The organism is Luteimonas colneyensis, from assembly GCF_014836665.1.
Lineage (GTDB): Bacteria > Pseudomonadota > Gammaproteobacteria > Xanthomonadales > Xanthomonadaceae > Luteimonas > Luteimonas colneyensis.
In genome coordinates, this window is the sequence record NZ_JACSQJ010000001.1 from 247,623 (window position 1) to 261,488 (window position 13,866).

General features: G+C 71.7%; 10 protein-coding genes. 9 read left to right on the forward strand and 1 reads right to left on the reverse strand.

The window, feature by feature from the left end:
• The first annotated feature begins 44 nt into the window (after positions 1-44).
• The 4 genes from fdhD to H9645_RS01140 are packed head-to-tail and all read left to right on the forward strand — an operon-like array spanning position 45 to position 6,355.
• Positions 45-950: a formate dehydrogenase accessory sulfurtransferase FdhD gene (fdhD, locus tag H9645_RS01125; protein WP_191727895.1), complete on the forward strand. Its 906-nt coding sequence runs from the start codon at positions 45-47 to the stop codon at positions 948-950.
• Entirely contained in the window at positions 947-3,298 is a 2,352-nt protein-coding gene (locus H9645_RS01130) for an FdhF/YdeP family oxidoreductase (protein ID WP_191727896.1), read from the forward strand. Before fdhD ends, H9645_RS01130 begins: the two co-directional genes overlap by 4 nt.
• A complete protein-coding gene (locus H9645_RS01135; RefSeq protein WP_225217902.1) occupies positions 3,288-4,358 on the forward strand; it encodes a response regulator in 1,071 nt (356 codons plus the stop codon). The genes H9645_RS01130 and H9645_RS01135 overlap by 11 nt, the downstream gene beginning before the upstream one ends.
• Entirely contained in the window at positions 4,355-6,355 is a 2,001-nt protein-coding gene (locus H9645_RS01140) for an ATP-binding protein (RefSeq protein ID WP_191727897.1), read from the forward strand. Before H9645_RS01135 ends, H9645_RS01140 begins: the two co-directional genes overlap by 4 nt.
• A gap of 81 nt (positions 6,356-6,436) precedes the next feature.
• Here H9645_RS01140 and H9645_RS01145 read toward each other — a convergent pair whose 3' ends face one another.
• Positions 6,437-7,162, reverse strand: a complete 726-nt coding sequence (locus tag H9645_RS01145) for a helix-turn-helix domain-containing protein (protein WP_191727898.1) — start codon at positions 7,160-7,162, stop codon at positions 6,437-6,439.
• Positions 7,163-7,349: 187 nt separating this feature from the next.
• Between H9645_RS01145 and H9645_RS01150 the strand changes: the two genes are divergently transcribed.
• The 5 genes from H9645_RS01150 (at position 7,350) to H9645_RS01170 (ending at position 13,860) form a co-directional block, all read left to right on the forward strand.
• Entirely contained in the window at positions 7,350-8,978 is a 1,629-nt protein-coding gene (locus H9645_RS01150) for a TldD/PmbA family protein (protein ID WP_191727899.1), read from the forward strand.
• 129 nt (positions 8,979-9,107) lie between these two features.
• On the forward strand, positions 9,108-10,742 hold the full coding sequence (locus H9645_RS01155; RefSeq protein WP_191727900.1) for a TldD/PmbA family protein: 1,635 nt from the start codon (positions 9,108-9,110) through the stop codon (positions 10,740-10,742).
• Between the two features lie 21 nt (positions 10,743-10,763).
• Entirely contained in the window at positions 10,764-12,098 is a 1,335-nt protein-coding gene (locus tag H9645_RS01160) for a TldD/PmbA family protein (RefSeq protein WP_191727901.1), read from the forward strand.
• A 19-nt stretch (positions 12,099-12,117) separates the two neighbouring features.
• Positions 12,118-12,816, forward strand: coding sequence for a DUF4159 domain-containing protein (locus H9645_RS01165; RefSeq protein WP_191727902.1), 699 nt, complete (start codon positions 12,118-12,120; stop codon positions 12,814-12,816).
• 45 nt (positions 12,817-12,861) lie between these two features.
• Positions 12,862-13,860 carry an AAA family ATPase gene (locus H9645_RS01170; RefSeq protein ID WP_191727903.1) on the forward strand — a complete coding sequence of 333 codons (999 nt, stop codon included), beginning with the start codon at positions 12,862-12,864 and terminating at the stop codon, positions 13,858-13,860.
• Positions 13,861-13,866 lie beyond the last annotated feature (6 nt).

Genomic DNA, 13,866 nt, shown 5'->3' on the forward strand with positions numbered 1-13,866 from the left:
GGGACCGCATTGCCCCGCCCCGCCTGCCGGGCCATCCTGTCGCCATGCACGCTTCCGATCCCCGCCCGTCCCCGCCTCCTTCCGGCAGCGTCCTGCGCCGCGTCGAGCGCTGGCGTGGCGACGTCCGCCAGCTCCTCGACGACCATGTCGCCGAGGAGGTGCCCGTCGCCTTCGTCTACAACGACGAACCCTTCGCGGTGATGATGGCCACGCCCGCGGACCTGGAGGACTTCGCGACCGGCTTCGCGCTCAGCGAGGGCATCGTGGAGCGGCGGGAGGACGTGGCGATCGAACGCGTGGAGGAGTTCATCGAAGGCGTCGGGATCCGGCTGCGCATTCCCGCGGCGCGCGCGCAGGCGCTGGCCCTGCGCCGCCGCAGCATGAGCGGACGCAGCGGCTGCGGGGTCTGCGGCAGCGAGCTGCTGGAGGCGGCCCTGCGCTATCCGCCGCCGGTGGCCTCCGACGTGCGGGTCACCCCCGACGCGCTGCGCCGTGCCCTGGCCGGCCTGCGCTCCGCGCAGCGCATCACCGCGCTCACCGGCGCCGCGCACGCGGCGGGTTGGGCCGCGCTCGACGGCCGCCTGCAGCTGGTGCGCGAGGACGTCGGCCGCCACAACGCACTCGACAAGCTGATCGGGGCGATGGCCGCCGCTGGGCACGATCCGGGCGAAGGCTTCCTCGTGGTCACCAGCCGCGCCAGCTACGAGATGGCGATGAAGGCGGCCAGCGCCGGCATCTCCTTCATGGCCGCGATCTCGGCGCCCACGGCGCTGGCGATCTCGCTGGCCGCGCAGGCGCGGCTGACGCTGGTCGGCTTCGCGCGCGACGACGGGCAGGCGGTGTACACGCACCCGCACCGGCTGGTGGCCATCACCGACGACCCGGGCGCCGATCCCGGTGCTGGCGGCGCCACGCACTCCGACACCAGGGCCGGGCTGCCATCGCCATGAGCCAGGGCCCGTCCATCCGCGACTACGACCGCCCTGCGGGCGGCTGGGACGCGCTGAAGAGCGTCGCCCGCCAGCTTCTGAAGGAGGACGTCGGCGTCGAGGGCGCGCGCACCCTGCTGCGCACCAACCAGCCCGACGGCTTCGACTGCCCCGGCTGCGCCTGGCCCGACCGCGACCACGCCTCGACCTTCGAATTCTGCGAGAACGGCGCCAAGGCCGTGGCGGCGGAAGCCACGCGCCGTCGTGCCGGGCCGGAACTGTTCGCGAAGTACAGCGTCAGCCAGCTGGCGGAATACAGCGATCACTGGCTGGAATCGCAGGGCCGGCTGACCACGCCGATGCGCTACGACGCCGCCAGCGACCATTACGTGCCGGCCAGCTGGGACGAGGCGATCGCGCTGGTCGCGAAGCACCTGGACGCCCTGCCCTCGCCGGACCAGGCGGTGTTCTACACCTCGGGCCGCACCTCCAACGAGGCCGCCTTCCTCTACCAGCTGTTCGTGCGCGAGTACGGCACCAACAACTTCCCCGACTGCTCGAACATGTGCCACGAGTCCTCGGGCACGGCGCTGAAGAAGCAGGTCGGCGTCGGCAAGGGCACGGTGACGCTGCAGGACTTCGAGCTGGCCGACTGCATCCTGGTGTTCGGGCAGAACCCGGGCACCAACCATCCGCGCATGCTCGGCGAGCTGCGCGACGCGGCGAAGCGCGGCTGCCGGATCGCCGCCTTCAACCCGCTGCGCGAGCGCGGGCTGGAGCGCTTCGCCGATCCCAAGGACAAGCTGGAGATGGCGCGCGGCGGCTCGACGAAGATCGCCTCGGACTATTTCCAGCTGAAGATCGGCGGCGACCTGGCCGCGGTGAAGGGCATCATCAAGCACGTGCTGGAGCGCGATACGGAAGCGCTCGCACGCGGAGAGGCGTCCCTGCTCGACCGCGACTTCATCGACGCGCATACCACTGGCTTCGAAGCCTTCGCCGCCGACGTGCACGCCGAGCGCTGGGCGACCATCGTCGCCGAGTCCGGCCTCGACGAAGCGCAGCTGCGCCGCGCCGGCGATCTCTACCTGCAGTCGGAGCGCGTCATCGCCTGCTGGGGCATGGGCATCACCCAGCACCGGCATTCGGTGGCGACCATCCACATGATCGCCAACCTGATGCTGCTGCGCGGCAACATCGGCCGTCCCGGCGCGGGCCTGTGCCCGGTGCGCGGGCACAGCAACGTGCAGGGCGACCGCACGATGATGATCTGGGAGAAGCCGCCGGCGGCCTTCCTCGACCGGCTGCGCGAGGTCTTAGGCTTCGAGCCTCCGCGTGCGCCCGGCTTCGACACCGTGGCCGCGATCGAGGCCATGATCGACGGCCGCGCGAAGGTGTTCTTCGCCATGGGCGGCAACTTCGCCGTGGCCACGCCCGACAGCGCGGCCACCGCGCGCGGCCTGCGCAACTGCGCGCTCACCGTCAACGTCACCACCAAGCTCAACCGCAGCCACCTGGTGCACGGCCGCGAGGCGCTGATCCTGCCCTGCCTCGGACGCACCGAGATCGACGTGCAGGCGGGCGGGCCGCAGGGCGTGACGGTCGAGGACTCGATGAGCATGGTGCACCTGTCGGCGGGCATCCACGCCCCGGCGTCGGACACGCTGCTGTCGGAGCCGGCGATCGTGGCGCGGCTGGCGCAGGCCACGCTGGGTGCGCGTTCCAGGGTCGACTGGGCCTGGCTGGTCGAGGACTACGACCGCATCCGCGACCTCATCGCCCGCGTCTTCGACGATTTCCACGACTTCAACGACCGCGTGCGCGTGCCCGGCGGCTTCCGGCTGTCGAACGGCGCGAGCGTGCGCCGCTGGGACACCGGGGACGGGCGCGCGCACTTCGTTCCCGCCGCGGTGCCGGTCGACGGTCCCGTGCATCGCGCCCGGGCCGAACGCGGCGAACAGCCGGTGTTCACCCTGGCCACGATGCGCTCGCACGACCAGTACAACACCACCATCTACGGCCTGGACGACCGCTACCGCGGCGTGTTCGGCGAGCGCCGGGCACTGTTCGCCAACGCCGCCGACATCGCCGCCCTGGGCCTGGCGGCGGGCGACCGCGTCGACCTGGAGAGCCTCTCCGACGACGGCGTGCGCCGGCAGGCCCGCGGCTTCCTGCTGGTCGCCTACGACATCCCGCGCGGCTGCCTGGCGGCGTACTACCCCGAGACCAACCCGCTGGTGCCGCTGGGGAGCTTCGCCGACGAATCCCGCACGCCGACCTCGAAATCGGTGCCGGTGGTCGTGGTCCCGCACGTGGCCGATGCCACCGCGCCGCGCCAGCGCGACATCCCCGCCACCGTTGTCGGTTGACGCGTCCCTGCTGCACGCGCTGCTGGCCGAGCTGGCGGCGCATCCCGAGGGCGTGTCCACCGCACGCCTGTGCAAGCGCCTGGGCCTGCGCATGAGCGTGCTGCTGCGCACGCTGGCCTGGATCGGCGAGGACGCGGTGGGCGACCGCGAGGGGCCGGGCTGGGTCCGCACCTTCGAGGACGGCGCGCGCACGATGGTCCAGCTGACCGGTGCAGGCCGCGCCCTGCTCGCCACCGTGCCGGGCGCGCCGGCACCGCTGTGCGATCATCCTTCTCCTCCCGCCGATGACCCGCAGCGCCCCGGCATGACGTCCGACGCCCCCCCGACCACAGCACCCGTCGCGACCGTCCGTCCCGACATCCTCGTCGTCGACGACGACACCGACATCGTCGAACTCATCGACCGCTATCTCGGCGCCCACGGCTTCGGCGTCCGCGCCGCGCACAGCGGTGCCGACATGCATGCGGCACTCGCCGAGGCCGCGCCGGACGTGGTGCTGCTCGACCTCGGCCTACCTGACATCGACGGCCTGTCGCTGCTGCAGCAGCTGCGCACGCACTGGCAGGGCCCGGTGATCGTGGTCAGCGGCCGCGGCGAGGCGGTGGAGCGCGTGGTCGGGCTGGAGCTGGGCGCCGACGACTACGTGGCCAAGCCCTTCGACTTCCGCGAGCTGCTGGCGCGCATCCGCTCGCTGCTGCGCCGGGCCGCGCCGGCCGCACCGCAGCCCGCCGCCGGTCCGCCGCGGCGTCTGGCCTTCGCGCACCTGGTGGTCGACCTCGGCGCGCGCCGCATGCACGACGCCGACGGGACCGAGATCCCGCTCACCACCGGCGAGTTCGACCTGCTGCGGGCGCTGCTCGAGCGCCCGAACGAGGTCCGCAGCCGCGATGAACTGATGAACGCGCTGCACGGCCGCGAGGCCGGGCCCTTCGACCGCGCGATCGACGTCGCCATCGCCCGCCTGCGGCGCAAGGTCGAGCCGGACCCCGCCAATCCCGACCTGATCCGCTCCGTGCGCGGCCTGGGCTACCTGCTGGCCGCCGAAGTGCGGCAGGCATGAGCGCCTCGACGCTGCCGCCACTCGGCATCCCCGGCCTGTTCGAGGCCGTGCCCGACGCGCTTCTGGTGGTCGGCGTGGATGGCCGCATCATCCACGCCAACGCGCATACCGAGGCGCTGTTCGGACATCCCCGCGGCAGCCTGGAAGGCCGCGAGATCGAGGAGCTGATGCCCGCCGCCGCGCGGACCCGGCACCGCGCCTATCGCGACCGCTACATGGCGCAGCCGCACGTGCGCCCCATGGGCGCGACCGGGCAGACCCTGGTGGGCCTGCGCAGCGACGGCAGCGAATTCGCCATCGAGATCGCGCTCAGTCCGCTGCAGTCCGCGGACGGCCCGCGCTTCCTCGCCTCGGTGCGCGACATCTCGGGCACCCAGCGCGTGCGCCAGGCGCTGGCGCGGGCGCGCTACGACGCCATCGCCGCGCGCATCGGCCAGCTGGCGCTGGAAGCCGGCACCGTAGCCGAGCTGATGGAGCTGCTGCCGGGGCTGCTGGCCGACGCCCTGGGCGTCGACTCGGTCGCGATCCTGGCCGCGCCCCGCGACGGGCGGCCGGCCGGGATCCGCACGGCCACGGGGCCGGCCTGGCACGCCGGCATCACGCCGCGCCCCTTCGCCGGCGAGCACCGCGAGCCCTGGATCATCGAGGACATCGCCGCCGACCCGTCCGGCGCGGCGCTGTTCCCGCTGCCGCTGCCGCGTTCGGGCAGCGCGGTGATGGTGCCCGTGCTCGAACGCCACCGCGTGGCCGGCGCGCTGCTCGCCACCACCGCCGAAGCGCGGCGCTTCGACCACGACGCGCGCCATCTGCTGCAGTCGGCCGCCACCACGCTCGCGGCCTTCGCCCGGCAGCGCCGGGCCGAGGAGCAGCTCGCGCACGCGCACCGGCTCGACGCCATCGGCCAGCTCACCGGTGGCGTGGCGCACGACTTCAACAACCTGCTGACGGTGATGTCGGGCAGCCTGCAGCTGCTGGAGACCGAGGTCGACAGCGAAGCCGGGCGCGCACTGCTGGCCAGCGCGCTGCGCTCGGTGGGGCGCGGTGCGGAGCTGACCGGCAAGCTGCTGGCCTTCGCGCGCCGCCAGCGCCTGCTGCCGCGCGAGGTCGACGTCCCGGCGCTGCTGCACGACATCGGCCAGGTGTTGAAGCGCACGCTGGGCGACGCGGTGCGGCTGCAGCTCGAGGTGCAGGCCGGCCTGTCCAGCGCCTACGTCGATGCCGGCCAGCTGGAGGCCGCCCTGCTCAACCTCGTCCTCAACGCCCGCGATGCCCTGCCCCGTGGCGGCGTGATCGTGGTCGCCGCCGCCGAAGAACAGGTGGCGCATGCCCGCGCCGGCCTCGTCCCGGGCCGCTACCTGAGGCTGTCGGTCAGCGACACCGGGCGCGGCATGCCGCCGGACGTGCTCGCACGCGCGATGGAGCCGTTTTTCACCACCAAGGGCCGCGAGCGCGGCAGCGGCCTGGGCCTGAGCATGGTGCACGGCTTCGCGCGCCAGAGCGGCGGCGACCTGGAAATCGACAGTCGCCCGGACGTCGGCACCGAGGCGCGCCTGTACCTGCCGGTCGCCGGCGGCAGCGGGACGGCCATCGCGGCCGCGGCCACCGACGCGAATGCATCGTCGGCGGGGCGCGGGGAACGCGTGCTGGTGGTCGAGGACGATCCCGCCGTGCGCGCGATCAGCGCGGCCTTCCTGCGCGCGGGCGGCTATGCCGTCGAGGCGGTCGGCGATGCCGAGGCCGCGCTGGAGCGCCTGCGCGACGACGCCGGGATCGCGCTGCTGTTCACCGACGTGATGCTGGGCCCGGGCATGGACGGCAAGCGCCTGGCACAGCAGGCGCGCGCGCTGCGGCCCGGACTGCCGGTGCTGCTGACCTCGGGCGACGAGGAGCACGCCGCCGAAGCGGACGCGACCCCGGGCCTGCGCCTGCTGCGCAAGCCCTGGCGGCGCGAGGAGCTGGTCGAGGCGGTGCGCACCGAACTGGCCCGGCCACGCTGACGCCAGCGCAGCCGCGGGCGCAGGCGACGCACCACGGCCTGGTGGACGCCTGCAGCGGACGCGCGGCGGAGCTCGCGGGACTCAGTGGCAGCGCGCGTCCTCGCCGGCCAGCACGGCACGCAGGCCGGCCTCGTCGACGATGCGGATGCGCCGGCCACAGACCTCGATCATGCCGCGGGCCTGCATGCGCGACAGCGCGCGGGTGACGGTTTCCAGGGTCAGCGAGAGGAAGTTGCCGAGTTCGGCGCGGGTCATGCGCAGCTGCAGCAGCGCCGGATCGAGCCCCAGGGTGGCGAAGCGCGCCGAGAGGTCGAGCAGGAAGGCGACCACGCGCTGGTCCGCGCCCAGCGTGCCGACCGCCAGCATCCAGCGCCAGTCGCGGCGGATCTCGCCGGCCAGCATCGCGGTCACCCGCGACTGGATCTCCGGCAGCATGTCCTGCAGGCGTGCGCACGGCAGCTCCCAGACCTCGGCGGCGTCCAGCGCCAGCGCGTCGCAGGCGTGCGCGGGCATGTCCACCGAGTCCAGGCCCAGCAGGTCGCCGCGCATGCGGAAGCCGGTGATCTTCTCGCGGCCGTCCTCGCTCAGCACGCTGGTCTTGAAGCAGCCGCTGCGCACGTAGTAGAGCGAATGCCGCGGCTGTCCGGCATGGAACAGCGCCTGGCGCGGCTCCAGGCGGTGCACCCGCGGCGGCCAGCGCAGCAGCAGGGATTCCAGCACGGACGCCGCGTGCTGCTGGCGATCCTCCGACCAGCCACCGGCATGGCCACGCGGCGCGGCCTGGATGGAGATGGCGTTCTGGAACATGCGGACGGCTCCTGCGATGCGATGCGATGCCGACCACTCTATTCAGACCCATGCCGCGGACGGGCAGCGGGCGGTAACCGTTCGTAACGGAATGTAACGGGGCGCGCGCCCAACCCAGGTCGAAAGACCTGTGACAGCCGGCTTCGGCCCGGTCAAGCTGCAGGCAGACCACGTCATCGGAGTGCGCATGCAGCGTCGCGATTTTCTCGTCCTTGCCGGTACCAGCGCCCTGGCCCTCGCCCTTCCCCACGGCCGCGCCATCGCCGCGGAGGAGCTGGCATCGCACCTCGACCCCGGGCTCAAGCGCCGCCTGGCCGACGCCGCGCTGCAGGCCGCCCGCGACGCCGGCGCCACGTACTGCGACGTACGCGTCGGCCGCTACCTCGGGCAGTCGCTCTCCACGCGCGAAGCGCAGGTGCGCAACGTGGTCAACCGCGAGTCCACCGGCGTGGGCATCCGTGTCCTCGCGCGCGGCGCCTGGGGCTTCGCCGCGACCAATGCGCTGACCGCCGACGCCGTGGCCGCGGCTGCGCGCCAGGCCGCCGCGATCGCCCGGGCCAATGCCTCGATCCAGGACCGGCCGGTGCAGCTGGCGCCGGCGCCGGCGCTGGGCGAGCGCAGCTGGCGCACGCCGATGCGCCGCAACGGCATGGAGGTGCCGGTGCGCGACAAGGTCGACCTCCTGCTGGCGGTGAACGCCGCGGCGATGGCGGCGGGTGCCGACTTCATCGAATCCAACCTCTTCCTGGTCAACGAACAGAAGTACTTCGCCTCCAGTGACGGCTCCTGGATCGACCAGGACGTGCACCGCCTCTGGGCACCCTTCACCGTGACCGCGGTGGACAAGGCCAGCGGGAAGTTCCGCACCCGCCAGGGCCTGGGCGCACCGGTGGGCATGGGCTACGAATACCTCGACGGCGACGCCTCCGGGAAGATCGCCCTGCCGGGTGGCCTGGTGCAGTACCGCGACTCCTACGACATGCTCGAGGACGCCGTGGCCGCGGCCAGGCAGGCGCGCGAAAAGCTCACCGCGCCCTCGGTGAAGCCGGGCCGCTACGACCTGGTGCTCGACCCCTCCAACCTGTTCCTGACCATCCACGAGAACGTCGGCCACCCCCTGGAGCTCGACCGCGTGCTCGGCTACGAGGCCAACTACGCCGGCACCAGCTTCGCGACGCTCGACAAGCGCGAGGCCGGCTACCGCTACGGCAGCGAGCGCGTGAACTTCGTCGCCGAGCGCACCACGCCCGGCACCCTCGGTGCCGTCGGCTACGACGACGAGGGCGTGCCGGCAAAGCGCTGGGACCTGGTGCGCGATGGCGTCCTGGTCGACTACCAGGCCATCCGCGACCAGGCCCACATCCTCGGCAAGAACGAATCCGACGGCTGCTGCCACGCCGATTCCTGGTCGAGCGTGCAGTTCCAGCGCATGCCCAACGTCTCGCTGCATCCTGGCACGGAGCCCCTGTCGGTGGAGGAGATGATTGCCGGCGTCGAGGACGGCATATGGATCCACGGCCGCGGCTCCTACTCCATCGACCAGCAGCGCTACAACGCACAGTTCGGCGGCCAGCTGTACTACGCGATCAAGGACGGGAAGCTGGCCGGGATGGTCGAGGACGTGGCCTACCAGATCCGCACGCCGGAGTTCTGGAGCGCCTGCAGCGCGATCTGCGACGCCCGCGACTTCCGCCACGGCGGTTCGTTCTTCGACGGGAAGGGGCAGCCGTCGAAGGTGTCGGCGGTGTCGCACGGTTCGAGCACCACGCGCTTCGACGGCATCAACATCATCAATACCGCGCGCAACCTCGGCTGATGCGACCGTGCCATCAGTCGGGTTGACCCCCGCTCGGAGCCACGGCAAGAATCCGGAGGCCCCGGCGGAGCGTCCGATGCGCCGCCGGCGCGCACATTTCTTGCGCAACACCTGACGGGGAGCCTTGCCGTGGACAGACGCGATTTCCTTGCCTTCAGCGGCATCGGCCTCGGCGGCGTGATGCTGCCGTCCCTGTTCACCCGCGCCATCGCCGCGGAGGAACTCGCCACCACGATCGACGTCGCGCGCAAGAAGATGCTCGCCGATGCCGCCCTGGCCGCGGCGCGCGAATCCGGCGCCGGCTACGCCGACGTGCGCATCGGCCGCTACCTGCGCCAGTTCGTGATCACCCGCGAGGACAAGGTGCAGAACGTGGTCAACACCGAGTCCACCGGCGTGGGCGTGCGCGTGATCGCCGACGGTGCCTGGGGCTTCGCCGCGACCAACAGCCTGACGCCCGACGGCGTGGCCGGCGCCGCGCGCCAGGCCGCGGCCATCGCCCGCGCCAATGCGAAGACGCAGACCGAGCCGGTGCGCTTTGCCGCCGCGCCTGCCCATGGCGAGGTGTCCTGGCGCACGCCCATCCGCCGCAACGCGATGGACGTGCCGGTGAAGGAGAAGGTCGACCTGCTGCTGGGCGTCAACGCCGCGGCCACCAATGCGGGAGCGGACTTCGTCAACTCGATGCTGTTCCTGGTCAACGAACAGAAGTACTTCGCGTCCACAGACGGCTCCTACATCGACCAGGACGTGCACCGCATCTGGGCGCCGATGACGGTCACCGCCATCGACAAGGCCAGCGGCAAGTTCCGCACGCGCGAGGGACTGTCCTCGCCGATGGGCCTGGGCTACGAGTATTTCGACGGCGACCCGGCGCAGAAGTTCGTCTCGCCCAACGGCGTGGTCAACTACGGCCACTCCTACGACATGGTCGAGGACGCCGTGGCCGCGGCGAAGCAGGCGCGCGAGAAGCTCGGCGCGCCCTCGGTCAAGCCCGGCCGCTACGACCTGGTGCTCGATCCCTCGCACACCTGGCTGACCATCCACGAGTCGGTCGGCCATCCGCTGGAGCTCGACCGCGTGCTCGGCTACGAGGCCAACTACGCCGGCACCAGCTTCGCCACCCTCGACAAGCGCGAGGACGGTTTCCGCTATGGCAGCGACCAGGTCACGATCTTCGCCGACAAGACCCAGCCCGGAAGCCTCGGGGCCGTGGCCTACGACGACGAAGGCGTTGCGTGCAAGCGCTGGGACCTGATCCGCGACGGCATCCTGGTCGACTACCAGACCATCCGCGACCAGGCCCACATCCTCGGCAAGACCGAGTCCGACGGCTGCTGCTACGCCGACTCCTGGTCGACCGTGCAGTTCCAGCGCATGCCCAACGTCTCGCTGGCGCCGGGCAAGGCGAAGCTGTCCGTCGCCGACATGATCAAGGACGTCGAGGACGGCATCTACATCGTCGGCGACGGCTCGTTCTCGATCGACCAGCAGCGCTACAACGCCCAGTTTGGCGGCCAGCTGTTCTACGGGATCAAGAACGGCGCCATCACCGGCATGATCGAGGACGTGGCCTACCAGATCCGCACGCCGGAGTTCTGGAACGCCTGCGCCGCGGTCTGCGACGAGTCCGACTACCGCCTCGGCGGCTCCTTTTTCGACGGCAAGGGCCAGCCCTCTCAGGTCTCGGCGGTCTCGCACGGCTCGAGCACCGCGCGCTTCAACGGCATCAACGTCATCAACACCGCCCGCAACCTCGGCTGACCGGACCAGGAGATTCGAACCATGCCCATCCTCACCGAAGCCCAGGCCCGCGCCATCCTCGACAAGGTCATCGCGCTGTCGACGGCCGACGAGTGCACGGCCACGCTCAGCGGCTCGACCGCGGGCAACATCCGCTTCGCGCTCAACAACGTCTCCACCAGCGGCATCGTCGACAACACCGAACTGGCCGTGCAGGTGGCCTTCGGCAAGCGCGTCGGCACCGCCAGCATCAACGAGTTCGACGACGCCGCGCTCGAGCGGGTGGTGCGCCGCGCCGAAGACCTCGCCCGGCTGGCGCCTGAGAACCCGGAGTTCATGCCGGCCATCGGGCCGCAGCAGTACCGCGCCAGCGACACCTGGGACGACGCCACCGCGGCGATCAGCCCGGAGTACCGCGCGCAGGTCGCCGCGGATTCCATCAATCCCTGCAAGGCCGACAACCTGGTCGCCGCCGGCTTCCTCGAGGACAACCGCGGCTTCACCGCCTTCGCCAACAGCAAGGGCAACTTCGGCTACCAGACCTCGACCAGCGCCGACTACACCTGCACCGTGCGCACCGGGGACGGCACCGGCTCCGGCTGGGTCGGGCGCAACGTGACCGGCATCGGCGGCTTCGAGGCCGGCCGCGACGTGCGCACCGCGATCCGCAAGGCCGGCGCTTCGGCGAACGCGCGCGCGCTCGAGCCCGGCAAGTACACCGTGGTGCTGGAGCCGCACGCGGCCGCGGGGCTCATCTCCTTCATGATGAATTTCTTCGACGCCCGCCAGGCCGACGAGGGCCGCAGCTTCCTGTCGAAGAAGGGCGGCGGCAACCGGCTCGGCGAGCAGGTCTTCGACCCGCGCGTGAGCATCCACGCCGACCCCTGGGACGCCGACGCGCCGGTCATGCCCTGGGACGGCGAGGGCCTGGCGCGCAAGCGCATGCCGATCATCGACCAGGGCAAGGTCGCCAACTTGCTCTACTCGCGCTACTGGGCGCAGCAGCAGGGCCGCCAGGAGGTCGCTCAGCCCGGCAACCTGATCATGGCCGGCGGCGAGGCCAGCACCTCCGACCTGGTGCGCGGCACCGAGCGCGGCATCCTCGTGACCCGCACCTGGTACATCCGCATGGTCGACCCGCAGACGGTGCTGCTCACCGGCCTGACCCGCGACGGCACCTTCTACATCGAGGACGGCGAGATCCGGTATCCGCTGAAGAACTTCCGCTTCAACGAGTCGCCGGTGATCATGCTCAACAACATCGACGAGCTCGGCAAGCCGGTCCGGGTCAGCGGCGACGAGTCGCGCTTCAGCATGATGATCCCGCCGATGCGCCTGCGCGACTTCACCTTCACCTCGCTCTCGGACGCGGTCTGAGGGCGCGGCACGAGGCGACGTGGACCGCCGCGGCGCGCTGCGCCTGATCGCCGCCGGCATCGCGGCCGCCGCCCTGCCGGCGGCCGCCCGCGCGAACGCCGGCTACGATTTCTGGTTCACCCGCCTCAAGTACGAATCCGGCGACTGGGACGTCGACCAGCGCATGCCGGCCAACCTCGCCACCGCCCTGGTCGACTACACCGGCCTGCGCGTGGACCCGGAGGAGCACGTGGTCGCGCTCTCCGACCCGAAGATGCTGCTGGCGCCGTTCTGCTACCTGGCCGGACACAAGCTGGTCGAGTTCAGCCCGGCCGAGCGGCGCAACTTCGAGCGCTACGTGCGCAACGGCGGCTTCGTCTTCGTCGACGACTGCAACCACGACATCGACGGCCTGTTCGCGAAATCCTTCGAACGCCAGATGGCCGACATCTTCGGCGGCGACGCCATGCGCAAGCTGCCCAACGACCACGCGCTGTATTCAAGCTTCTTCCGCTTCCCCGACGGCCCGCCCGCGACCAGCTACGAGCTCAACGGCTGGGGCGACGACCTGGTCCACGACTACCTCAAGGGCATCGAAGTCGACGGTCGCCTGGGCGTGCTCTACAGCAACAAGGACTACGGCTGCGAATGGGACTACGACTGGCGCAACAAGCGCTTCCTGGCCGAGGACAACACGAAGTTCGCGGTCAACATCGTCGTCTACGCGCTGAGCGCATGACGCGGCCCCTCCTCCCATAGAAGACACAGGACCACCCGCAGCACGATGAGCCAGCCCCTCGACGAATCCCGCATCCGCGAACAGCTTGCCCGCCTCGACGCCCTCCGCGCCGCCATCGCCCGCGCCGTGGTCGGCCAGGAGGCCGTGGTCGAGCAGATGCTCGTGGCCCTGCTCGCCGGCGGCCACTGCCTGTTCGAAGGCGTGCCCGGCCTCGGCAAGACCCTGCTGGTGCGCTCGCTCGGACAGGCGCTCGACCTCGGCTTCCGCCGCATCCAGTTCACCCCCGACCTGATGCCCAGCGACATCCTCGGCACCGAGATCCTGGAGGAGGACCACGGCACCGGCCGGCGCATGTTCAAGTTCCAGCGCGGCCCGGTGTTCACCCACCTGCTGCTGGCCGACGAGCTCAACCGCACGCCGCCGCGCACCCAGGCCGCGCTGCTGGAGGCGATGCAGGAGCGCACCGTGAGCTACGGCGGCACCACCCACGCCCTGCCCTCGCCGTTCTTCGTGCTCGCCACCCAGAACCCGCTGGAGCAGGCAGGAACCTATCCGCTGCCCGAGGCGCAGCTCGACCGCTTCCTGCTGCACGTGCGCGTCGAATATCCCGGCGAGGCCGAGGAGCGCGAGATCCTGCTGCAGACCACCGGCAGCCGCAGCCCCGACGTCCCCAGGGTGATGGGCGGCGACGAAGTGCTGGCGCTGCAGGCGCTGGTGCGCGAGGTGCACCTGGGCGATGACCTGCTGGGCTGGATCACGCGCCTGGTGCGCGCCAGCCGGCCCGGCCCCGACGCACCGCAGGCGGTGCGCGACTGGGTGCGCTGGGGGGCCGGCCCGCGCGCCGGGCAGTCGCTGGTGCTGGCGGCGAAGGCGCGCGCGCTGCTGCACGGCCGCTACGCCGCCACGCGCGAGGACGTGCAGGCGCTGGCCGCGCCGGTGATGCGCCATCGCCTGCTGCTGTCCTTCGCCGCCGAGGCCGAGCAGAAGGACGCCGACGACGTGGTCGCGGCCTTGCTCCGGGCCGTGCCCGCGCCCGCAGCCTGAGCGACG